Here is a 24,948-nt window from a genome sequence, read left to right on the forward strand (position 1 = left end):
TAGCTCTGCTTTGAGATATCCTCGATGAACATGACCTGTTTGGCGAAGAATGCCAACTAACCTGAGCGGTTTTTTCGAGATACTGGTTTGCCTCTTTATCGAAATTACTGAACTTTTTTGCTGCCCTTGTGCTATCCATCGGTCGAACCAATAGCAGGATGATTTTTAGAAGAACAATTCCCATCCTCATTTTTTTTTAAAGTGCCGTATCGATTGTTAATGATAAAATTTGGTTTGTTGTATTCAAATCGGCAGCAATATGGCGGATCATAGAAAATGCGAACCGAGGAAAACATCTAACCAGAATAGTCCTCAGATAGGAAATGATGCAACCTGAATTTCGATCTCACAATGGAGTGTATCGGTAGAATGGATTGATCATCGTGCGGAAAAAATTATTTGACTACAAATTTTACTTCAGATGAACGACCTTCCTCGTCCAGGCAAAGCAAGTGATGATCCCCAAGTTTTGGGGTGATGAATACTTTTTGAGTAGGCGCACCGCAAAAGATCATCTTGCCATCCAAGAACCAGAAGATCTTTTGGATGCTATTAGAGACAGAGGCATCTAACAAAATCTTTTGATATTTCAAATTGACAGAGGGTCTAATTTTGAATTCTGCGTTATCGGATGGAGAACGAATGATGGGGCGCTCCCCCGCGGCCAGTTTGGTGCAGCCTGGAAAATGCTCTGGAAGTTTTTCAATGGGGAAGCCGTTACGTTCCATCCATGTAGCAATTTCCGCTGGCCATTGTTCAACGATCCGTTCCTGATACTGCCGGCCAGCCCGACAGTATGAGCATAATCGTTTACCAGTTTTTTTATCAATCAGAATAATTTGATGCACGGTGCAGGGGAGATTGGGAGAAATGCCGGGGAGGTAGAGCTCGCTGCATGCCACTGGGCAATTTTCGGTGAGGGCCATGCCACTCATTGCACACACCTGGCGCCGCGCTACACTGTTCGGCTGCACAAACCAGCGCGTGTTTGGCTGGTTTTCCAAAGCAGTGAACAGGGCGAACAATACTGGGGCAGCAACTTCAGCACCGACGAGGGCTGGCGCCCCTTGTCCATCGAAATTTCCCATCCAAACACCGACTGTGTAATGGGGCGTATAGCCAATGCTCCAAGCGTCGCGATGTCCGTAGGACGTCCCGGTCTTCCAAGCGACCTTCGGTAAATTCATCGAAAATTCCCAACAAGCGGGGAGATCTGGGCGACGCAATTGGCTGATCATTTCAGAGATAATGTAACAAGTACCTTCGCTCAACAATTGTTTGCCAGGGGATTCTGGCTGATCTTTGAGCAGACGGTAAGGACGAAATACTCCGCCATTTGCCAAACCAGCATACAAATTGGTGAGCTCCAATAGGGTCACTTCACAACCACCGAGGATCAAGGACAAACCATAATAATCCTGATCGCGTTTCAAGGTTGTTATCCCGGCATTTTTGAGAAAGGAGTAAATGCCATCTTCTCCCAAAATGGCTGAAAGATTCACGGCTGGCACATTGAGAGATCGGGTCAGCGCCTCAGTAACAGAAACCCACCCATGGTAGGTATTATCGTAATTTTCTGGCCGGTAGCCGGCATATTCGACAGGAATATCGTAGAGTCGGCTTTGTGGAGCAATGAGGCCATGGTCGATCCCCAGGGCATAGATAAAGGGTTTCAGAGCAGAACCAGGGGAGCGCGGCGCCATTGCACCATTGACCTGGCCCTGATTAGCCGCATCAAAAAAATCCGCAGCACCCACGAGCGCCAAGACCTGTTGCGATTGATTTTCGATGATTACCACCGCGCCATTATTGATCCCCTGTCGGCGCCATGGCATGAGTTGGGCCTGCAGAATCTCTTCCGCTAATTGCTGTATCTTCGCATCTATGGTCGTCTGCAACAATTTCGATTGCGGATAATTGTGAACAAGATAGGTGGACAGATGTGGAGCTAAGAATGGCAAATCGTATCGTCTTTCGGGGATCGGTTCAGCCAATGCCTCGGCCAATTGCGGAGCCGAGATCTTGCCCGCGCGATGCATCAATCGCAGGACTTTGTCTCGAGCGTTTCGAGTTGCGCTTTTATCCACATCCGGTCGTAATCGAGTCGGAGAATTGGGAATGGCGGCAAGCAAAGCAAATTCTCCGAGGCTGAGCTGATCTGGTCGCTTATTGAAATAGAGCTGCGCAGCGGCAGCAATGCCAACGATATTTCCTCCATAGGGGGCAAGGTTGAAATAAAAAGTTAAAATATCTTCTTTGGAATAACGCAATTCAAGTTGCATCGCTCGAAACAACTCGATCAATTTGTTGCGGATGGTCCTTGGTTTGGGTTCGATCATGCGCGCCACTTGCATGGTGATAGTTGAGCCCCCTTGAACAATTCGACGAGCTTTGAGATTGGCTTTCGCAGCGCGAACGAGCGCAATTGGATTTATCCCAAAATGCCAATAAAAATATTGATCCTCATAACAAACGATGGCTTGCTTTAACTGGGGAGAGATTTTCGCACCAGCCACTGGAATATGCCACATCTGATCCGATGAAAGGAAAACCCGAAGAATCGTCCCATGACGATCTAATACCACAGTGGATGGCTGCGGCCGCAGCTTTTCGTGCGGAAACGGCACAATCCACAATAATCCCGTAAAAATCAGAGCTAACAGCACCAGGGATAAACCCGTTTTTGCTATCCAAGGTAATCTGGAAATGGTATTTTTTATAGATCCCATGAACACTCGCACGGCCAAAAAATGTTTTTAACCGCCATCCTCAATGTTGTCTAATAGAGGTGACAAGTGACAATCCTTCGAAAAATGAAATGATTGATCTTTTTATGGTTCTAACAAATAATACCAAGGTGACAGTATAAATTTAGAGGCTATTATCATGAAAAATTGATCTCAGCAGCTTTTCAGATTCAAAACGCGCCAACCAAACCGAAATCATAGCAATCTAAATCGTACCTGAGCGAAAATCATTAAATTTGAAATGAAATTGTCATTTCGAACAAAGTGAGGAATCTGGTTCTAGTTAGATTGTTAGGAGTTACCGATTGCTCCCTGCTATCGAAATGGCAAAAAAGTGAGTTTTCGCTTAGGCACTACATCTCGGTCTCGAAAATGACATAACGCCATTTTAAGGTTTTGCGATGACGATCCTGCCGCTGGAAGCAATCGATGCCTTCATCGGCGCATACATGGCCTCAGCTTGAATCGGTGGCAAAATAAAAGTGCCCTCGCTTACTGCACGAAGCCCGTAATAAAAAGTCACTTCACGACCATAGGGCACATCCCCATAGAGAATCAGTCGATCATCGCGGATATCGATGTATTTCGGCTGCCAGGTTTGTTCGCCGATCCAATCTACGCCTCGCCGCGATTGGAATCGCGGATTTTCGATCTCAAGTCCAGCCGGGAGCATGTCGACAATGGCGACATTCTCCAGCGATTCCGTTAGCGCTTTGAGTGTAATTTTCCCAATAATCAGTTCTCCTTGCCTGAAGCTGCTGTAATCGGCAGGGGTTCCTTGCTCGTTCAAATAATGTCGCCGAACCATCAAATCATGATCGAATTCCTCGATATTCATCCCCAATGGGATGCCATGAGCCCGCCAACCATAGTAACAGGTCCCTTTTCCTTGAATTTCAATCTTTATGGTTTTCCCCGCCCAATTTTTATCGGCGAAATGATGGTTCTGAGTATCAAATTTGGTGAAAAATTTACCATCGATGGAGACTGTTCCAGTGAAGTTGACATCAGTTTGCTTTTTAAGGATCTTTCCCAACGCAAGAAACGCCCAAGCATTTTCCTGGGTGGTATACCATCGCCCAGCTTCTGATGCGGATTGCGTCAGGTTTTGAACCAAATTGGGCACGTTGGGATTAGAAGGCTCGACCTCAGCCAAAATGTCCAACATGATGGCCTGGGATCGGGTGTTCGAATTGAAATTACCCCCGCTCTCCCATTGCTGGGGCCGATTTAACAACACGGTTCTGGGCAACAATGAACGAGCTGTCTGGAGGTCTCCAGCTAATGCATAAGCACCAGCTAATTGAAAACGTGAATAATCAGCCAGTTTCTCCAGTAGATTATTTTTGAAATAGAGCATGGTGCTCCTCTCAGCGTTGCCGGAAAGCGCCAGCACATAAAGCGCATACACTGGTGCCTGAAGGCTATAAGCATCATCGCTCTGGTAGTCGCGCAACTGAGAACGAAGTGCTTTTAGCATTCGGTTATAAACACGATCGGAAACAACATAGCCTGCTTTTCTGGCCTCGACCAAAAAATGAGCCGCGTAAATCGAGCTCCAATTGTTAATATCTTCTCCATGAGGCCAATAAGAGAAAGCTCCCGAGGGTTGCTGCAAATTCTCGATCTTCGTAATTCCTTCTGTAATGAAGTAATCAGCGCTATTGGCCTTAAATAGCGCCGGCTCGGCAATCCGCGCCAGCTCATCAAAATAAAGCAACGGAAAAACCTTTGAAGTCGTTTGCTCAATACAACCGTGGGGATAACTTAATAAGAACTGCAAACTATTGGCAAATCGGACTGCGGGAAATGCAGACAGCGATAATGAGAAATCGGTGGTGCCAGCGATCCAATCGGATGGGAGGGTGAAAATCCCAGGTTTCGCTTCAGAGACCGACCCTTGGCCTGATCTCGTGATAAACGGTACCGGCGGCCGTAATGGGACTTCTTCGGAGAGACTGGTGGATTCGCCAGCGCCTTTGGCAGATAGTTTAAACCGCAGTTGTCCGATGCTCTGCTCAGCCTGCAGCTCGAAATAAACCGCTCGTTCTTTCCCAGCTTCAACTGTGATGGTTTTGGTCGCTTGATCGGTTATCCGAATTGGGCCAGACGCATTTAGCGTCACTTCAAAATCGCCCGTTTTGCCAGTACCGTTATATAAGCTTACTGGCACGACCCATCGGTCACCACTCGCAACGAAACGTGGGAATGTAGGGGTTAAAACAATCGGTTCGCGCACGAACATTTTTCGTTCGAGACTTCCGAATTTGTTGTTGCTAAACGCTACAGCCATGATGCGCAGCGTGCCATTGAACTGAGGAACATTGAAAGTGACACTTTTTCGACCTCTGGCATCAGCTTTGAGCATACCGGACCAGAAAGCCACTGGTTTGACCCGCGTCACGCTTACTGGGGTGATGCGGCGTTTTCTGGCCGCTTCCACATCGCCCGATGGAGCGGATTTCGTCCCTTTGATCTCTGGCAGAATTGCCCCATAAACATCATGCGTTTCTACCGCAAGCCGTTTTTTCGAAAAGAAATAAGCATGAGCATCTGGGCTTTGAAAATCGGTCAACTGTAATATCCCCTCATCCACGGCGGCAATGGTGAGATAAACTGGACCACTCATTTGGCCTTTCACCTCACAATCCAGCGACAATTTGGAATTGGGACGTATTTCATCAGGGCAACGCAATTCCAGCTCAAACCGATTCGCCCGACTGTCCACCATCAATGGAGTAACGCCGAACGCCCGCGATGGCATATCCCGATCGAGCGATTCAGTTGAACGGATCAGATGAGCTGAGAGATAAACATTGGGCTTATAATTTTCTAGCACTGGAATATCGATGGTGGCGGTGTTCTCTGGTAGATTGACCACTTGGGTACTCAGAATTTTCTCACGCTCGACAGTAAGAAGCAACTTTCCAGCAAAAGGAGCCCTCACCTGAACACGAGCCTTCTCACCAGGTAAGTAGCACTCTTTATCCAAATCCAATTGAATCCGATCTGGATGATCCATCGCCCAGGGGGCATAGCCCCAGCCACTGGCGTAAAACTCTAACGAAGCGGTTGCCCCGGAGCTGACCTCTCTGGCTAAAACGCGATAGCGCCCATAATCGCGCGGCATTACAGTAAAGCTGCTGAGGCTCGATTCCGATGTGACGGTAAACTTTTCAATCAATTCGTCCACTTGCTGGGAGACATAGCGGTAACGGCCCGAGTTATCCTCTTTTTTGAGGATTGAATGCCAGACGACACGATAAAAACTAATCTCCACGGTTCTTCCAGGGAGCAACTGCCCGTCGCTATTCAGGACCACAAATTCAATTGGCGTCTTTTTATTCGGTTCGGCATAGCCTGGCTGGGCTTGCCGCAAACCAACATAGGTGGGATAACGATGGATGATGATGCCTTTGTAAGCAGTGACGCCTCGCCCTCCTGGTTCCAATACCGTAGCGCTGATGATCCCTCGCAGCGCGGCTGGTGGTTCTAAATCTGTAGGGATCTGGTACAGAAAACGGTATTGCCCTTGATCATCCAACACCCCGCTCCCAAGATCGGTCCGCATTTTAGCGAAGCTCTTGCGATCGTCTTGAAATGAAAAGGATTTCCACTGATCGGGCGAAAACGAGAATGGTTCGATCTCGATATCTGCCTCGACGCGTCGTCCTGCCGCAGGCGGCCCGAACAGCGTCACCGCATCGACATTCAAGGTGATAATTTCCCCAGTGCGATAAATATCTCTGATCGTCGCCAAGCTCACCTTGATGCGGTCTGGGATAAATTCTTCTACATTGAATTCCGTGCGGCCGATTTCCTCGTTCTCACCAATCATCAATCGGGCGGTGTATTTGCCAGTCATCGCATAATCTGGAATGGGAACTGAGAATTCCGTTCCACCTTGCGCATTCAAACTCGTCCGCTGTTCAAGCAAAATCTTTTCATCTGGAGCTTTCACCTGAAAAAGGACTGGAAAAGGCGTCGGCAGCGATAAATTTTCACCCCGAACAATTGCTGCTAAATGGGCAGTTTCCCCAGGCCGATAGACCCCGCGCTCGTTATAAAGGTAAGCATCATAGCCATGCTCCAAATAAGCGGCTCCACCAACATCGAAATCAGCTGTGGCAATCTGCCGCCGGCTCAATTCCAAAAATGAAAAATCTTCCCCAACCGCTACGGTCAATAAAAACGGCGGTAATCCCTCTGATTCAAAACGACGATAGGAATTCAGCACCGCATATCCCTGAGCATTGGTTCGAACCGTGATGAGCTCCTGGTTGTTTCTGCTGATCAGCTTTACCTCAGCGTTTGGGATCGGCGCAATCGAGGTCAACGAATTCACCCACACCCAGAGGTCCTCTCCCGCTTTCTTCGCAATGATCCCCAGATCGGTCGCCAGCACCCATCTGGACGCTTGTTGCCAACGACGCTCGGCAAGACGCGCAGTGATATTAAAAATTCCCACACGTTGTTCTTTCAAAAATTCTTTGATATTAATCGGTGTCACCACTTCTTCATTATGAACCTTTTGGATGACCAGGTCGGAACGCGAAATGGATTTGCCCAGGGCTTCGGTATCGTACCAATAGTAATCATAACCGCTAGCCAAGTCATTTTGACTGAGCAAATAAACCAAATTATTGGCGTAGATCTTATCGATCTCGATGGTCACTCGGTCCACATTGATCGTCGCCAGCCCGATGTTCAAATTGCCGCTTTTGGTGAGATAAAACCCCTGCCCCACAAAATCTAACTGGGGTGGGATGTCCTCACTGCGAAATACCAAGGTAGTGGAAAAATCCTTTTGAAGCTGAGAGCCATCGATGGCGCGGAGTCCTTGGCGCAGCTTGAGCTGATAACTCGATCCAATTTTAAAATCACCGCGCAATTCCAAATAAGTATGGGGGACACTGACTTGATACCTGACCGCAGGTTCGATGAGAATGAATTGATTGGCGCTTTCGCTATGAATCGGTAGATTGAATTGAATTTGAATATATGCCGATCGCGGTGAATCCCAACGCACCAGGGCGCTTTCCACTTTGAGCTCCTGCTGCCGTGGCAGCAAAATCGGCCTGACAAAATCCTGCTCCAATCCCAGTTTCCCAGCAATGGGAATGAGGCCAGAACTGATTTTCAACTGAATCTCTTTCTCCTTGTCGCTGCGCATCACCCGTTCCGCAACGAGCTCGATGATCCTTCCCGGCTGCGTTGTCATCAGCTTAAATGGTATGACTTCTCCATCTCGATATTGAATGGTGGTATGCCGGCCTGCGGCCTCAGGATCGACCTCATAATTGAACTCGACGGTCGCTTTGACATTGGCCACTTTATCGTTATTCGGGATAAAATCGAATGCCAAAGCCGCACTATTCACCTGAAATCGCTGCGTATAAAATCTAAACTGCCGAGTTCCTTTCAGTGATAGACCAAATTGAGCGACCAGCCGCGGCGAAATCTCTGCGACGTACTGCGTAGAAGGCAGCAGCGGCGCTTCAGGATAGAAGCGGATTTTATTTCGCTCAATCCACTGGAATTTTCCCCGAATCGGCGGATTGAAATGGATCGGCGCTTTAGGAAGCCACACATTCAATAGCGAGTCGTCGGCGACGTCTTTTGAAAAAGCAATCGTGAAATTAGTTGTCTGGGGAACTTCATCCTGTGGCGCAAACGACTCTACAATCACCGATTCTCGTCCACCCATGGCCAGCACATAGATCAAAAATAGCAAAATAATGGCAGACAAAATGCCAATAATGACATAAAATTTCGTGTAGGATTTTTTATCAGCAGAAAGTGGATCGCCTATCGGGTGATCGGAACGGGAATTTTGGGGACTGTTCATGGGTTAACCTCATGGTTAAAGGGTTTTGGTTGGGCCAAAGAAATGAACTAGACAATCGCTCAGAGCACGCTGTGGCCTTTTCATAATTATAACATCTAACTTCCCCCTGATCATGTGGCCCAGCAATTTCATTATTGCACCGATTTGTCAGTTTCATCCAAAAAGGATTTTTCGGCGATGAAATATAGTGAAATATTTCTGAAAAGTCAAGCAGCAGTTCGGGGCTCAAGCTGGGAGTCAAAGCGACCTGGGTAAATTTTTTTATGATAAAATCATTCTCTAAAAGACAAATCAATCGCTCGCTCAAGCGATCATGAGGGTTTGCCATCCTCGCTCATTTTGAAACAAGGTCAGAGAGCATCAGTTTTTGTTGATATAAAACTTTTCTTTTTCAAAGATCGTCTAACCATTAGAAATTGGGATGTCGAAACGCTGGCGAGGGCTCATGACTGATAGCGAATTAATAGCGAGTATTTTGGATGGCGATCGCTCTCGATTCAATGCGCTAATCTGGCGGTGGGAAAAGCCGATCTATAATTTCACGTTGCGCTATCTGGGAAATAAAGAATCTGCTCGGGATGTGACGCAGAAAGTGTTTATTCGAACATTCAAAAATTTGAGAAAATTGAGAGATCCCGATAAATTCCCATCTTGGATCTATCAAATCGCCGCCAATCTGTGCAAAGATGAGATCAAAAAACAAAGGCGTCGCGATTTCATCTCACTGGACTTGATCCATGAGAATTGCGAGAACAATGGTCATATACTGCCGAGCGAACTGCTCGAATCGGAAAGCAAAGGACCCGATGCGCATGTGAGTCGAAAGCAGATGAGCCAGTTGCTCCAAAAAGCGCTGCAGCAACTGCCAGAGGAGCAGCGGGTTGTGATCATTATGAAAGAATATCAGGGGTTAAAATTCAAAGAGATCGCCGAGGCCTTGAACCAGCCACTCAATACCATAAAATCTCGGATGTATTACGGCTTACACAGCTTGCGAAAAATTTTGCAGCAATGGCAGCTCACAGAGGAGGTGTTAAATTATGAATTGTGAACAATCGAGATCGTTAATGATGGACTACCTTTATGATGAGCTTGCAGATGAGGACCGACAATTGTTAGAAGCGCATGTCACCAATTGTAGGTCTTGCCACCAGGAATTAGCTGCACTTCGACAGACGTCAGCTATTTTGCAGCAATGGGAAGATGCCGATCCCGATTTCCACCTGGTGATGGTCGCTCCCAAAATTTCCTTCATGGAACGGCTGAAAGAGTTGCTTTCTGTGCCCCGACGGAGGCTAGCACGATTCGCGCTGGGAGCTGCGCTTGCGCTCATGATAGCGTTCATCGTCCTCGCTATTGCCAACACCGAGATTTCTTATCGGTCTGGTGAATTCTCCTTTCGAATCAGCTTACTGCCGCGAGCCGTCCCACCCTCCACGGTTGATCCGATGCTGACGCAGCAAACTATCGAACGATTACAACAGGAGAATTTTTATTTGATGACTACGCTCATCCAGCAAAGTGAAGCACGGCAGCGCCAAGAATTCGCAGCCAATCTGTTGAAGCTCAAAAAAGACATCGAACGACAACGATTGGAAGACCTCCACCTGGTGGGCCTTGGCTTAGAGGACATCGAACAAAAAACTGTCAAAAAAATCGAGCGGACCGATCGATCATTAAATGAATTCATTCGACTGATCAGCGGTCAACAAAAATAAAATACTAAAAGGTCATTCATCAAATTGGATCTGTTTCTGCAAAATTCAAATTATTTGGAATATCTTTGTTATGCCGCCAGCCCCCTGGGGACAATGGGATCTTTGAAACTTTAGATAAAGAAACCATTTTCATTAGCAACAATGACAGTCATAAGTTCGAGATTTGATCATTTTGTAGAACTCTATACATTTGTTCAAATGGAGCATCATGATTCGTTTGGAGTGAGTGGATTCGTTGCTAAATGGATAATTCGAACATGTGATGCTTGATTTGTTGAACTGGAATCTAATCGCCCAGTGGATCAATTCCAGTTGAGCGCGTTTGCTCATACCAGTGGTAAAAAGGGCAACGATAATTCAGCAATTTCATCACTTCGTCATATGATAACCTCACAACAAACTGGAGAAAAATATGAAAATGGTGATTCGAACACAACAAATCATAAAGATTTTTGGTGTAATTTTGGTTTTCTATCCGGTATTTTTATTGGCACAATCAACACGACTCAATCCGCAGTTTCTCAGAGATATTGAACTCTGCGCCTCTGTGCTGGATCGGATGATTTCGCCCGATGGGGAACGATCCGTATTATTCGGGAGATCTGATACGAAGGGCTATTATTTCAGTAACTATGGGGTGATTTTTAATGTGAATTATTCGCTCTCTGGCCCTGGTGAGGTATTCCCAGAGATGGAATTGCTTCATGAGCTGAAAGACGATGCGGATTTTGATTTTGATTTCAAAACTAAGCAAGAAAATGCGAACCGAGAATTGGAAGCTGGGTTGGAGAAATTAAGAGCAAAGATCATTAAATTTTTGAGCGCATGGACAGCGGCGTTAATTGAAAATAAATCCGATGAAAAGATCACCGTGATTGTCGATATCGATCGTCCGTTTCTTATGTGGCCAGGGATGGCTGACCAGCGCATACAACGGCTCATTGCAACCGCGACGATGAACGATATTCGGGCGTTTCAAAAGGAGAGCATCAATGAGGAAGAGTTTGCGCGCCGTGTAAAATTTGAGCGAATTGGATCCAGCGATGAGGAATTGGCCATTTTATCCAATGTTATCGAGACTGCCTTGTCACACGAGAATCAAGTTTCTCCCAACGTAATGGGTTACTATTTGAAAGGCTACGGCGCCATCTTTTTTGCAGATATCCCTTATGGTATGATCTCCTATAAAAATTTAGCTGATCGTTATCAACGTTTAGCAGAAATTTATGCTAAAAGAGCCAAAAGACAAATCCCATTGCCCGTACAGAAAACGGATGATCAGGAGCCAGATAAAATTGTTGAGAAGATCGAGCAGAAAATCATTAACATCCTCTCGAATTACGCTTATAGTTTGAAACAGCTTAAGCCAGACGAATCGGTGGAGATTATGTTGAGTTATCGAGGAAATCCAATCAAGGGCCAATACTCGAAGAGCATTATCAAGGTCCAAAAGGAGGCAATTAACTTATATAATCGCGAAAAAATCAATTTCGATGAGTTCAAGAAGCGGGTGAGTATTAGCTATTACTGATCATAACTTTTTTTTCATCTGATCGATCTTCTCCTGCAACCGAGTCGTGGTGAGCCGAAGCTGGCGATAATGCTTGATATAGTCGTAGATCAACCGCTTCAGGTCTGAATCATTCTGCAACTCAATAATAATTTCTTCAAGCTGGCTATCCAGTTCCAAATCCTTGATCGACAGGCCCTGTTTCTCACCAGTGGTTGAATAATTGATGGGGGAAAGGAACATGCTCCCCTTGCCGGTGAGCAACCAGTTGATATTCACATCGTACCGTTCTACTAATTTAATTAGGTTCTCCCAGGTGGGAACGGTTTCACCGCGCTCGTATTTGCTGACATGCTGGGACTGAATCCCCAATTTTTCTCCGACCTCCGCTTGCGTGATCCCCAGCCGCTCCCGAATCGCTCTCAGCCTTTTTCCGATCTCCTGTCTCATTGTAATAATAAGCTATTTTTTGTCAAAAAATATCTTGACATTTTAATAAATTTTTATTATATTGCCTCACAATTTATACCGTTTTTCCGTCGTGATTATAATAATATTTTTCTAACTTTTTGTCAACAACTATTTTCGAGCGGGGAGAAAAAAATGGAGAATTATATCGCTCAACGTCTCGCCGAGATCGCAAAACTGCTGAACATTATCAATGAAAAACTAGAACTCCTGCAACAATCGATACTGCTCAGTATCCGCATCAATGGGAAATTGCATGGTGTGGATTTCAAAACTTCAACAGGTGATATCGATGAGAGCTTATTGAACAAAAAGTGACGGCCTGAAAATCCGCGAACACGCTCCCGTGCATAATCTATAATTGCGGCGCCGCGGTTAATCAACCACGCCTCTTCCATAGATTTCTCAGGAAACAGAGAATTCGAGATAACCATGCAGCCAAGCCTTCGGAGCTGCACTGGACTGATTTTAGGGGTTGATTAATGAGTGACCAGAGATCGACATTAGGTTTCTTAGCCTTTCCATGATTAGCGTCGATGAAAAATCCCAAAAAATACTTGCTATTTCCCATCAATTTGTTTATTTTAAGCCTCGATTTCAGACATGACCTTAGTTTTTAGCCCAAATTTCTAAAATGAACTCAAAAGACTTAAAAAAGTTTTTCACCCACTAAAAAGCGCGAAAGTCTGGTCTCAAAGAATGGTTTTCATTCCCCTTCGTGTGTTGTGTGGGATGATTGTTGCATAGCCTTTTTCGCTTTAGAGTTTCAGGTTTAATGCGATATTCCCAAAACAAACCAAAGTGACGTACTGTCCATCACTTTGTGGACAAGCAGCCCTATCAGCACATATTGATCAGCTTTTAAAAAGACTCCTGCATTCGCAGGAATGAAACGATTTTGTTGAATTCCGCATTTCACAAAAGAATTAATTTAAGCCAGACTGGTGCACGCTGCACCGAATTGCCACTGCAGGCATTCAATCTTTGATCACTGAAGCAACTCTACAACAATAAATTTCATTGGGCAGAGAGATTATGGCGCACCACCTGTATCGAAAAGTGCTACTGGTTGGAATTGTGGTTTGGCTCGGCTGTGCGAAACAGATGCCGCCGCCAGGGGGACCGGTGGACACTATCCCGCCGGAAATCGTCCGCAGTGTTCCATCGCCAGGCGAAACCAACGTACCAACCCGCACAAAAATCGAGATCGTCTTCAGCGAGGGCATGGATCACAAATCTGTCGAGAACGCCATCTTTATCTCGCCGTGGCCGTCAGAGCGCGTTTGGTTCCGCTGGTCCCGAAGAAAATTAAAGATCGAATTCGGGGACACGCTAAAAGAAAATCGGACTTACGTTGTCACCATTGGCTCTCGAGCTAGCGATCTGCGCAACAATCAAATGAAAAACTCATTTTCGCTAGCGTTTGCTACTGGAGAACAAATCGACGTGGGACAAATTTCTGGTGCCGTTTATAGCCCTTCTGGAGTTGAGGGAACGCTGGTCTGCGCCTACTCGCTGCAAGATTCTCATGATGTTGATCCGGCGGTGTTATTAGCAGATTACTACACCCAAACCGGTTCGAACGGCCAATATCAATTACGCTATATCGCCCCTGGCAAGTATCGCTTATTCGCCATTCGAGATCGCGATGGCAATCGAAAATACACGCGGGGGATCGATGGTTTAGGCATCGCAACAAGAGACATAGAATTGACCGCAGAGGCGACGTCAATTAGTGATATCAATTTCCAAATTTTTGTAGAGGACACGATTCCTCCAACAGTAAAATCCGTTTATGCGCTTCATCGAACCGCTATTCTGGTGCGCTTCAGCAAAGCGATCAATGATTTTGATGAACAGCAACCAGATAAATATTTCATTATTTCGTCGGCAAAGGATTCCACGGAGAAATTGGTCCTTCGCTCATGTTACAAAAATCGCTTTGATGCGACCACGGTATTTTTGTCCACCGAACCCCAGCAGGCAGAGAGCTATTTGTTATCGGCACGGCACTTGTTCGATCTCTCTGGCCATCCGCTGGATAGCAGCCAAAGTCAACTGGAATTCATTGGCACGATTCAAGCTGACACAGTTCAGCCCACCATCTTATTTCGTTCAATCTCAGATCGGCAGACCGGCGTTCTTTTAACACCAGAGATTCGATTTGGTTTCTCCGAGCCAATGGATACCTCTGCCTTCGAGCGATCTTTTTCGCTTAGGGATCGCGATAGTTTGCTCGTGCCTGGAAACTTTCATTGGAACAACCCAGCAGATGTCTCCTTCGCGGTCGAGAATGCATTACAAAGCGCTTCGAGCTATACCATCCGCCTTCAGATCGACTCTATTACAGATCAATCGGGGAATCGATTAGCGGACACGTCGGCTGTCACTCATTTCCGCACGATCAATCAGGACACTCTTTCTGCTATTGCTGGCACAGTGATCGATGAGCTTCCTGCAACGACGGGCAAAATCTATATGACCGCTAAAAGTGAGCACAATAGCTATCACCAAGTGCTGGATGAACCCGGCCCATATCGGTTCGAAGCTATTTTGCCTGGCATCTATACCATCTACGGTTTTCGAGACGCGGATGGCAATGGCAGCTATAGCTATGGCAGGGCTGTACCATTTCAACCAGCCGAACGATTTTTTTATTATTCAGACTCTATCAAAGTTCGGTCTCGTTGGCCAAACGAGGGCAACGACATCCGCTTCAAATAGCGGCTGAGAGCCGAGTGTGAAAAAAAATATTTAGGCGATAGACCGACAATCTATTTTCTGCTTCCCTTATGGAGCTGCCAAATTTTTATCTACGCGACATTGGCAAAAAAGAAGTGATTATTAATGGTAAGGTGAAAAAGATAGCTTAATTTTTTATGCTTACTTTAGAGTTCGCAAACAAGATCGCTTTACCATATTGATGTCATTCCTGCGAATCCTGACATCAGTTCTCAAGTTTTTTATTAGATCAAGCGAACTTCCTGGATGCGTAGTAAGGATCTACTTCTATTTTTAAATTTATCATTTTACAGAAATCGGTGTTCACCAAAAACAGGAGTATCAATGAATCGATTTGCTTATTGGGATCAATATCTCTATTGCGAAGACTTGAGCATCGAGGCGCTCGCGGAAAAATACGGGACGCCATTGTACCTTTATAGCAAGAACATGATCGTTGAAAATTACCACGCGATGGATCGAGCGTTTGCTGGTGTGCCCCACACCATCTGCTATGCGATGAAAGCGAATTCCAATTTCCACATTTTGAAACTATTGGCATCGCTTGGCAGCGGAGCTGATGTAGTCTCTGGTGGTGAATTGCTTTTGGCATTGCGGGCGGGTATCCCAGCGGAGAAAATTGTATATGCTGGTGTGGGAAAGACTGATGCTGAAATCGAATTTGCTATTGATCAGGGGATTCTAGCATTGAATGTCGAATCAGAGCCAGAATTGGAACTGGTCAATCAAATTGCGCTTCGCATGGGTCAGCAAGCTCCCGTCGCTATCCGCATTAACCCCGATATCGACATTCATGGTCATCCTTATATCTCAACTGGCAAGGCGATCAATAAATTTGGAATCGAGATCGTCCGTGCTCAACAAGCGTTTTTGCGCGCCAAGGACCTGGATGGCATTGATATTGTGGGGGTGCATTGCCATATCGGATCTCAGATTTTGAATCTCGAGTACTATGTGGCAGCAGCCAAGAAGTTGTTCGAGTTTGTGCAATGGGTACGCGAGGCAGGCATAGAACTCCAGCATATCGATATTGGTGGCGGACTGGGCGTCCATTACCCTGATTTGATTCCTGATTACGCGGAACTACCCAGTGAACGGGTTCCCACGCCCAATGCGCTGGCCGAGAAAGTGCTCTCAATTTTAAAACCGCTCGGGTTGGAGATCTTAATCGAACCAGGTCGCTCTATAATTGGTGAAACCGGAGCACTGATTTGCAAGGTGCTGTATATTAAAAAATCACATGATAAAAATTTTGCCGTGGTCGATGCGGGAATGAACGACCTCATTCGGCCAAGCTTATACAATGCTTATCATCAAATTGTGCCGCTGCGCAAACGCAGCAATGATTGGGAAATTTATGACGTTGTCGGCCCAATTTGTGAGACAGGTGATTTCTTGGCAAAAGATCGAAAGCTTCCCCAGCTGGAGCCCGGCGATTACCTCGCGATTATGACTGCTGGAGCATACGGCTATTCCTTGGCAAGCAATTATAATTCCAGGCCCAGACCCATCGAAGTGTGGGTTGATCGAAATCATGACCAAGTCATTCGCGATCGAGAAAAGGTGGAGGAGTGGCTCCCGAAGTAGTTGCTAATACAAATGCGTGTCTGGGTTGACGGGCATCTCGTTACTCAATCGACCCGCATATCCGCTTATTGGGAAATTCCGCTCCACCTTGGCAGACCGAACGACGCGGAATATAGAAATTTTAATTTTTAAAATGGAAACGAAGCCACGATGCTTTCAGATCATCGCGTATCTTCGATGCTGATTGCACTAACGATCAAGGATGATGCCTAACATCTTTCATGAAAAAATAGCAAGCTTGTTGTTTAAGTGCTATGAAACCAGATCGAGTGATCAATTTTGCCAAGCTTTCGGCTACTGGCAATGACTTTATTTTGTTCGATAATCGGGACGGAAGATTTCGCGGGGAAGAGCGCGAGTTTTTTCGTGATATTTGTCAGCGCCGCTTCTCCGTTGGAGCCGATGGAATTTTGCTGTTGGAGTCCAGCCAGCGACATGATTTTTCGCTTCGCTATTATAATTCAGACGGGTCGTTGGGAGAGATGTGCGGGAATGGGGCGCGTGCGGCTGCCTATTATGCATGGCGGCATGGAATTGCTGGCTCGACGATGACATTTGACGTGCTCGGGGTGAGCTATGAAGCGACCATCAAAGACAACGGAGTCAATTTGATCATGCCGCCGCCTGTATCCATTCAGGAGTTCCCTGGTGTAGCGGATCAGGCCGACGGGGTTGAAGGTGGCTATCTCAACGTCGGAGTCCCCCACTATGTACTCTTTGTAGAAGATGTAGAATTGGTCGATGTGGAAACCATTGGCAGAAAATATCGGTATCATCCAGTGTTTCAGCCCTGGGGAGCCAATGTCAATTTCGTCCAGGTGCTGGATCAGAACCATATCAAAATTCGGACCTATGAGCGCGGTGTGGAGGCCGAGACTCTGGCTTGCGGAACAGGGACCATTTCGGCTGCGATCCTTGCCTATCGTCAAAGGGCGATCCATGTACCAGTGACTGTACAAGCGCGCGGCGGTCAATTGAGAGTTTTTTTTGAAACCGATATGACGAAAATTTTACTTGAAGGTCAAGCTAAAATTGTGTATTATGGTCAGTTAATTGATCGTTAAGAGAGCACCCAAGCGCGCAGAGCCGGTCATGTTATCTCCCAAGGCATTCATCTTCAGCCATCAGGCTTTTCAATAAAAACACGATTGCCGTCGAAATACTCATGGGCCTTTCATAACTGGCACAAAATCCCCGTATAGACAGTTTCTCTGGCCTTCAGCGCTGGCGAGTTGCTCTACTGCAGAGATTGGATGATACACAGGACGATGTTTCATGAAAACCAAGACGCTGCGAGCTTTCTACATCGGGAATTTGATCGGGCTGGCAACTGCAGCAGTCATCATTGTGGTCACCAATGGGATCTTTCCCAAACTGTTCGATGGTTTTGAAGCGAAGACGCTGGACCTTCGTTATATTTCCAAAATTCGAAAACTGGAAGCAATGCGGGCAGGACAGACCATTGATGATATCGTGATCATCGATATTGATAACCGAAGCCTCAACCAATTTGGTCGATTTCAGCAATGGCCACGAGATTACTACATCGACGTGCTCAATTTTTTAGCCCAGTCGCGGGCATTAGTAATCGGTTTCGATATCCTATTCATGGAGCCAGATATCGATCGGGTGGCTGATCAGCAGTTCGTCGAGGCGACAGCCAAAGCAGGAAACGTCTGCCACGCTTTTTCTTTTTCACGCGCTGAACCTGAGGCATTTCTTTATAAAATGGATGCTCTGCCAGAGGCTTTGGACCGATCTGGGTTCAGTTATATTTTTTCAGAAGCGATCGTCAAGCGATTTCCAATGGCAGAACGGTTTGATGGGAAATTCTACGATCTCTATAATGCAGCGAAACGGATTGGCTTCGTCAATTTTCAGCCCGATAACGACGCTGTAATTCGCAACATGCCTCTGTTCATGAACTTTGGTGGCGAGCTCTATCCCTCACTCGCCATGGCCATGGTCCTCTTCTTGTACGATATTCACAACAACCAAATCGAGATCGAACCAGGTAAGTACATCCGATTGTCAGTGGTTACACCGAAGCAGCAGCGGCTCATCACAATCCCAATTGACAACCAAGGGCAAATGTTGATCAACTACATGGGGAGCTATCAAACGTTTCGATATGTCTCTTTTTATGATGTGTGGGCGAACCGCGTTCCAGCGGAGTTTTTCACCAATAAAGTGGTGCTGATCGGCGCCTCCGCCGCTGGTTTGTTCGATCTCCGCCCCGTGCCATTTCAAAACGCGCTTCCTGGAGTCGAGATCCATGCCAACGTGATCTGCAACATTTTGACTCAGAATTTCATCCGTCGCATCCCCACCGTGGTGAACTGGCTGATCGTTGCGCTGCTCTCGATGCTTATTAGCACCATCGCAATTTCGTTGCGGCTCAAAATCAATATCCCCATCATCCTGATGTCATCTGTCGGGTTCGTTTTCATAACATTTTGGGCGTTCAATAACTACAATCTCTGGATCGAAAACGTACGGCCGATGGTAAGCGTGCTATTTAGCCTTATCGCGGTATTGATGTATCGCTATATAACGGAGAGCAAGGATAAGCGAAAAATCAAGGTGATGTTCCAGCATTATCTCTCCGCAGCGGTAGTCAATGAACTTTTGAGTAATCCCAGCCAGTTGAAATTGGGCGGCGAGCGCAAAGTTGCCACAGCCTTTTTTTCAGATATAAAAGATTTCAGCACCATAGCTGAAAGTCTGGAACCAGAACGATTGGTTTCGGTGTTAAATGAATACTTTTCTGCAATGACCGAAGTCATTCTCCGGTATGAGGGCTTTCTTGATAAATATGTGGGCGATGCAATTGTTTCAATTTTCGGGATCCCCATTGAGCAAGAGGATCATGCGATTCGCGCCTGCAACGCCGCCCTGGATATGCGCAAAGAACTGGTCATTTTGAGCCAGATGTGGAAACGGGAAGGCAAGCCGGCCTTCGAAGCTCGGATTGGGATCAATTCCGGTCCAATGATCGCAGGAAATATTGGTGGCACCAATCGATTTGATTATACCGTGATCGGTGATAGTGTGAATTTGGCAGCCAGGCTGGAAAGCGCCAACAAAATTTATGGGACATCCATCATTATCAGTGACGAAACGTTCTCCCAGGTGCACAAGAATTTTTGGTGTCGCGAATTGGATTCGATCCGCGTCAAGGGAAAAACCAAGCCGGTGCGCATCTACGAATTGATCGGTCGAAAGACTGAAGAGATCGACCCGGTCCGTGCGAAAAGCCTGGAGTATTTTTTAAAAGGACTTGAGATTTATCGCAAGCGGGATTGGATCCACGCATATGATCTATTTCAAAAGGCATTGACCTTGAATCCATATGACGGTCCATCCCGCGAGTTTATCCGACGCTGTAAACTGTTTATCGAATATCCTCGTCCAGAAAATTGGGATGGGGTATTTGAGATGAAAGAAAAATAATTCGCGCCAATGTATCCCCATTACTTGATTGATGGCTATAATCTGATTCATGTTGTCTCTGAGCTGAGTCGCTTCCTGGATAGCGGATTGGAACAGGCGCGCAATCGCCTAATCCATCTCTTGCAAAGCTATGCTGTGACGCATCGGGTAGCTATCACTGTCGTATTTGATGGCAATGAAGTGGGTCACATAGAGCCCCCCGTTCCAGCAAACCCTCGATTACAAATCCGCTACTCTCATCCGCCAGAAAAAGCCGATCCCGTAATCAAACGGATCATCGATAAAGCAAAGAATCGGCGGTCGATTATTCTCATTTCTGCGGATAATGAATTGACCCGTTATGGTCGTGCTTCTGGTACACAAGTTCTTTCGCCACAAGGATTCTTTGACCGTATTTGTCAGCCGGCCAATCAAAAGCAGATGGAGCAGAAATTTAATTCGGAGCTTTCAGAAGCGGAACTGGCCGATTGGTTGAAAATTTTTCGAGCGCAGGACAAATGACCCAAACAAGCAAAGCAACAGCGAAACTGCTGTTCAGACAAAAATTCTATATTCGCTCGCTGATTCTCATCACCGTCATGGTGCTATTTGGTTTGAACTTGGGGAGCTGGCTGTTTCTTAAGCGAATCGATCGCTATTTGGAAGTCGAACTCGAAAAACGGCTCACTTCGATTGCTAGGCTGGCCGATCGCCTCTTGCTCAAACAATATATCGATGATCTGCTTAACAACCTTGAGCCGGCATTCGCTTCGTTTTATATTAGACAAGATTTGAACAAACTGGTCGATAATCAGGAGCTTCAGGCGGCCTACATCATCGATCGCGATTTTCAGGTGCTTGTCTCGGCCGGTCGTGGGTTATTGGATGAGCCGCGGAGAACCTATTTGCGCCAGGATAGTACAGCAATTGCACTGGCATGGCAAGGAACGATTGCCGCCGCTCCACTCCATGTCGTCGCTGGCAATCGTTTTAAAAATGTCTATGCGCCACTCAGAGATATCTCACTGGACGTCGTCGCCCTTCTGGTGCTGGAAGCCAACGCCGATTTTTTTGCAGTGTTGGGATTTTTTCAGCGCGGTCTCATCATCGCTGGCCTCATCAGCTTCGGGTTGATCATTCTGTTCGTGGTCTTCATCTCCTGGATGATTACCTTGCTCATCCGGAACCAGGAATCATTAAAGCAGGCTGAACAATTAGCCGCAATGGGTCGGATGGCCGCCTCAATGGCGCATGAAATCCGCAACCCTTTGGGGATCATCAAAAGCACTGCCGATGTGCTGAAAGAAAAATATGGTCATCTGCAACAACCAGATGAGCTGTTCGACTACATTTCCGATGAAGTCAAGCGACTCAATGTGCTGGTGAACAATTTTCTTTCGTTTGCCAGAGAACCAAAGCTGAGCCCCAAATTGGCGGACCTCAATCAAGCGGTCAATCGCGCCGTATCCGCTATCCAGCGGGAATTGGCCAATAAAGAGATCCAGATTCGCGTTCGACCCTGCCAAAATTTAGCGCCATTTTATTTTGATGATGATGCCATCCACCAAGTGTTAATCAATCTGTTGCTCAATGCAATTCAAGCCATTGATTCGCAGGGATCGATCGATATCGCGCTAGAGATGACTACACTCAAGGACCGGCCATACGCGATTTTGACGATCGCTGATACGGGTTGTGGGATTGAAGGTGATATTTCACAAATTTTCCAGCCGTTCTATACAAGCAAATCATCTGGCAGCGGTCTGGGACTCACAATCAGCCAACAACTGGTTCACCAGCATGGTGGCTGGATTGAAGCCGAATCCCAACCCGGGCAAGGTGCCACGTTTCGGATTTTTTTGCCGATAGCTTCGTGACTTTTTGGTTGACAGCGCGGTTTGACTTTATAATCGTTAGGAGAAATGGAATACATGGCTTTTCTCAGCCGCCTACTCTTCTTTGGCTATCTTAAGAAGCGAATTCATTGAACTCAGTCCAACCAGAGGAAAATGAAATGAACGGAAATATTCTCATTATCGATAACGAAAAACGGATGTGTGGGGTATTGAAAGCGGCGCTGGAAATGGATCAGCATCAAGTCGAAGTCGCTTACGATGGCGAAACTGGCCTATCTAAATTTAAGCGCGGTGAATTCGATGTCGTGATTACCGATCTAAAAATGCCAGGCAAAGATGGGATCGCTGTCCTGGAGGAGGTAAAAAAGTTATCCCCTGATACCGAAGTGATCCTTATGACCGCTTACGCCACTGCTCAAACGGCTGTCGAAGCTATGCGCAAAGGGGCATACGATTATTTAATCAAGCCGTTCGAGATGGTTGAAATGAAATTGAAAGTGAAGCAGATTCTCGAGAAGAAACAATTGGCCATTGAGAATCTAGATTTAAAAAGCAAGCTTCGCGACAAATATTCGCTGCGCAACATCGTCGGTCAAAGCGAAGCCATGCAGCAGGTCTATCGAATGGTCGAAAAAGTTGCCCCGCGAGATGCGACGGTTTTAATTCGCGGCGAGAGTGGCACAGGAAAGGAGTTGATTGCGCAAGCGATCCATCAATTAAGCCCAAGGGCGGAGCGAGCATTTATCGCGGTGAATTGTGCAGCCCTACCAGAAACCCTATTGGAGAGTGAGCTGTTCGGCCACGAAAAGGGTGCTTTCACTGGTGCTGAGAAACAAAAGCGCGGCCGATTTGAACTGGCCGCTGGTGGGACAATTTTTCTCGATGAAATTGGGGACATCTCTCCAGCCACACAAGCGAAATTGCTCCGGGTATTGCAAAACAAAGAGATCAACCGGCTGGGCGGCGAAGAGACCATCTCCGTAGATGTTCGAACCATTGCTGCCACTAACCGCAATCTGGAAGAGCTGATCAAACAGGGACAATTTCGGGAAGACCTGTATTATCGGCTGAATGTATTCCCTATCGTATTGCCGCCGCTTCGGGACCGGCGCGAGGACATCCCAGACCTGGTGATGCATTTTTTGAAGAAATACAACCAGCCTGCAGATAAAATCCTTCCCTCCACTATGAAAGCCCTAATGAATTATCATTGGCCTGGGAATATTCGGGAGTTGGAAAATATCATCGAACGAATGATCATTCTCGCTGGCGATGATCCGATCTCACCTGAGCTCCTTCCCCCTCAAATTAAGGGATACCTCGATGTCCAAGATTCTCCACTCATCCATATCCCTGATACTGGTCTTTCCATCGATGCTGTTGAAAAACAACTGATCCAGCAGGCCCTAAAAAAGGCATCTGGGAACAAGAGCAAAGCGGCGAAATTGCTCGGCATCACGAGACGTCGGCTCTACTCGATGATGGAACGATTAAACAGACTCTAATGGGATCAACCTGGCCTCGAATGCTCACTCAAATCGATAGTGCTTCCGAACGTCCTTTAAAATCTTCCAGGTGCATCGCATCCCTTTCGGAAAGATGACGAGATCGCCCTTGCCGATCTTGACGGGCGTTCCATTTTCCGGGGTGACGATCACCTCCCCATCGAGAAAATAGCACGTCTCGCTTTCATCATATTCCCAGGGGAACTGCGAGACCTCTTTCGTCCAAATCGGCCACGAGGCGACCCCCAATGAATTCAACCGATCCGTCCCGGGATTATGCTCAACTTTTATTTCTTTCATGGCAAGAACTCCATCGGTTTCTATCAATTTAACCCTCGATCCTAAAAACCATTTCTATTCGTGAATCAGACTAGCATTGTTTTGTCATCGCCTCATTTCTTCTGACGACTCAAAATTATGCAATCTTTGTTGTTTTTCACCAGACTCCAACGCCATAAAAATTGTCCTCAAATCCTGATATGCCTGGGCAAATGAACTTTTGATTGGTTTGCCGGTACGGATCGCCTGATAAAAATCCTCGAACTGACCGCAATAGCCCCCATCGTCCTCAATGATTTCGCGCCGGCATTCCTGACCTTGCCATTTGATCTGGATCTCATTATTCTGAATCAGCAGACTCCCTTTCGTTCCCAGAATAATGATGCGATTTTCAGCATAGCCATTGGCACTGAAAAATAAATTGAAAACGCCATGCACATTTTGCTCGGTAGCAAACTGAAAGCTTAGGGTATCCGATTCCCCGAGATCCCGATTGATGCATTTAACAAAGGCGCAGCCCGAGACGATCTCTCCAAACAGATCGCGGATCACAGCAATATTATGGACGCCGCCATCGGTGATAAATCCACCGCGATATTGATGGTGAATTCGCCATTGGGTTTGCGCATATTTATTATGCCGATCAATATAATAAAATACATTCCAGAATATCGAATAGGGCTGGCCAATCTCTCCAGTTCCGATGATCTGTTTCACCCGCGCAAAGGTCGGTCGATAGCGAAAGTTTTCCGCCACCATTTTAACCAACGCGAATTTGCTATCGAGCAATAGCAACTCTTTTGCTTGATCGAGATTGGCAGCCAGGGGCTTCTCGACAATCACATGCTTGCCAGCAAGGAGTGCATCTTTGGTGACTTGATAGTTTAGATGAATCGGAAGCACGATGTCAACCGCATCGATGTCCGCTCGGCTGAGCAGATCGTGGTAGCTTAAAACATACGGCACCCCGCCAACCAGTTCAGCGAAGCTTTTTGCCTTTGGCTCAGTATGGTTGCAAACGGCTGCAATCTCGAATTTATCGCGCAATTTTTGAAGTGCTGGCCAATGCAACTCTCGAGCCGCAATACCGCAACCGATAATCCCTAATCGAATTGGTCGCATATCGTCTCAATCAATTGTTTTGTTTGAAATGACTCCAATGGGTTAAGTTACAGCTCCGAGGGCAAATTCATCGCCCCCTGATGACATTTTGTTTCGATAACCGATAAACAAGCCTTGCACGATTTCATGCCGCG

General features: G+C 46.5%; 16 protein-coding genes. 11 read left to right on the forward strand and 5 right to left on the reverse strand.

The window, feature by feature from the left end; genetic code table 11:
• Window positions 1-395 precede the first annotated feature (395 nt).
• Both pbpC and ONB37_01030 read right to left on the reverse strand, forming a co-directional pair.
• The gene (gene pbpC, locus ONB37_01025; protein ID MDZ7398722.1) at window positions 396-2,729 is read right to left on the reverse strand and encodes a penicillin-binding protein 1C; all 2,334 of its coding nucleotides are present in this window, start codon (window positions 2,727-2,729) and stop codon (window positions 396-398) included.
• Between the two features lie 406 nt (window positions 2,730-3,135).
• Window positions 3,136-8,595 carry an MG2 domain-containing protein gene (locus ONB37_01030; protein ID MDZ7398723.1) on the reverse strand — a complete coding sequence of 1,820 codons (5,460 nt, stop codon included), beginning with the start codon at window positions 8,593-8,595 and terminating at the stop codon, window positions 3,136-3,138.
• Between the two features lie 445 nt (window positions 8,596-9,040).
• Here ONB37_01030 and ONB37_01035 point away from each other — a divergent pair, with 445 nt between their 5' ends.
• From ONB37_01035 to ONB37_01045, 3 genes are all read left to right on the forward strand, one after another.
• Window positions 9,041-9,646, forward strand: a complete 606-nt coding sequence (locus tag ONB37_01035) for a sigma-70 family RNA polymerase sigma factor (protein MDZ7398724.1) — start codon at window positions 9,041-9,043, stop codon at window positions 9,644-9,646.
• On the forward strand, window positions 9,636-10,313 hold the full coding sequence (locus tag ONB37_01040) for a zf-HC2 domain-containing protein (GenBank protein ID MDZ7398725.1): 678 nt from the start codon (window positions 9,636-9,638) through the stop codon (window positions 10,311-10,313). The genes ONB37_01035 and ONB37_01040 overlap by 11 nt, the downstream gene beginning before the upstream one ends.
• 412 nt (window positions 10,314-10,725) lie before the next feature.
• Window positions 10,726-11,844: a hypothetical protein gene (locus ONB37_01045; protein ID MDZ7398726.1), complete on the forward strand. Its 1,119-nt coding sequence runs from the start codon at window positions 10,726-10,728 to the stop codon at window positions 11,842-11,844.
• Here the strand turns inward: ONB37_01045 and ONB37_01050 are convergent, their stop codons facing one another.
• On the reverse strand, window positions 11,845-12,273 hold the full coding sequence (locus tag ONB37_01050; protein ID MDZ7398727.1) for a helix-turn-helix transcriptional regulator: 429 nt from the start codon (window positions 12,271-12,273) through the stop codon (window positions 11,845-11,847). It lies immediately after the preceding gene.
• A 153-nt stretch (window positions 12,274-12,426) separates the two neighbouring features.
• Between ONB37_01050 and ONB37_01055 the strand changes: the two genes are divergently transcribed.
• The 8 genes from ONB37_01055 to ONB37_01090 all read left to right on the forward strand — a co-directional run bounded on the left by ONB37_01055 (window position 12,427) and on the right by ONB37_01090 (window position 23,413).
• Window positions 12,427-12,609, forward strand: a complete 183-nt coding sequence (locus ONB37_01055; protein MDZ7398728.1) for a hypothetical protein — start codon at window positions 12,427-12,429, stop codon at window positions 12,607-12,609.
• 717 nt (window positions 12,610-13,326) lie between these two features.
• Entirely contained in the window at window positions 13,327-15,015 is a 1,689-nt protein-coding gene (locus tag ONB37_01060) for an Ig-like domain-containing protein (GenBank protein ID MDZ7398729.1), read from the forward strand.
• 342 nt (window positions 15,016-15,357) lie between these two features.
• Window positions 15,358-16,620: a diaminopimelate decarboxylase gene (lysA, locus tag ONB37_01065; GenBank protein MDZ7398730.1), complete on the forward strand. Its 1,263-nt coding sequence runs from the start codon at window positions 15,358-15,360 to the stop codon at window positions 16,618-16,620.
• Window positions 16,621-16,874: 254 nt separating this feature from the next.
• Window positions 16,875-17,684: a diaminopimelate epimerase gene (gene dapF, locus ONB37_01070; GenBank protein ID MDZ7398731.1), complete on the forward strand. Its 810-nt coding sequence runs from the start codon at window positions 16,875-16,877 to the stop codon at window positions 17,682-17,684.
• Between the two features lie 211 nt (window positions 17,685-17,895).
• Window positions 17,896-20,073 (forward strand): adenylate/guanylate cyclase domain-containing protein, encoded by a 2,178-nt coding sequence (locus ONB37_01075; protein MDZ7398732.1) that lies wholly within the window; start codon window positions 17,896-17,898, stop codon window positions 20,071-20,073.
• Between the two features lie 9 nt (window positions 20,074-20,082).
• On the forward strand, window positions 20,083-20,574 hold the full coding sequence (locus ONB37_01080; protein ID MDZ7398733.1) for an NYN domain-containing protein: 492 nt from the start codon (window positions 20,083-20,085) through the stop codon (window positions 20,572-20,574).
• Window positions 20,571-21,929 (forward strand): ATP-binding protein, encoded by a 1,359-nt coding sequence (locus tag ONB37_01085; GenBank protein ID MDZ7398734.1) that lies wholly within the window; start codon window positions 20,571-20,573, stop codon window positions 21,927-21,929. Before ONB37_01080 ends, ONB37_01085 begins: the two co-directional genes overlap by 4 nt.
• A 137-nt stretch (window positions 21,930-22,066) precedes the next feature.
• Window positions 22,067-23,413, forward strand: a complete 1,347-nt coding sequence (locus ONB37_01090) for a sigma-54 dependent transcriptional regulator (protein ID MDZ7398735.1) — start codon at window positions 22,067-22,069, stop codon at window positions 23,411-23,413.
• A gap of 24 nt (window positions 23,414-23,437) precedes the next feature.
• On the opposite strand, the gene ONB37_01095 is transcribed toward ONB37_01090, so the two are convergent.
• Both ONB37_01095 and ONB37_01100 read right to left on the reverse strand, forming a co-directional pair.
• On the reverse strand, window positions 23,438-23,713 hold the full coding sequence (locus tag ONB37_01095; GenBank protein MDZ7398736.1) for a cupin domain-containing protein: 276 nt from the start codon (window positions 23,711-23,713) through the stop codon (window positions 23,438-23,440).
• A gap of 84 nt (window positions 23,714-23,797) precedes the next feature.
• Entirely contained in the window at window positions 23,798-24,814 is a 1,017-nt protein-coding gene (locus ONB37_01100; GenBank protein ID MDZ7398737.1) for a Gfo/Idh/MocA family oxidoreductase, read from the reverse strand.
• Between the last annotated feature and the right edge of the window lie 134 nt (window positions 24,815-24,948).

Source organism: candidate division KSB1 bacterium (assembly GCA_034506395.1).
In the GTDB taxonomy this organism is placed as follows: Bacteria; Zhuqueibacterota; Zhuqueibacteria; order Thermofontimicrobiales; family Thermofontimicrobiaceae; genus Thermofontimicrobium.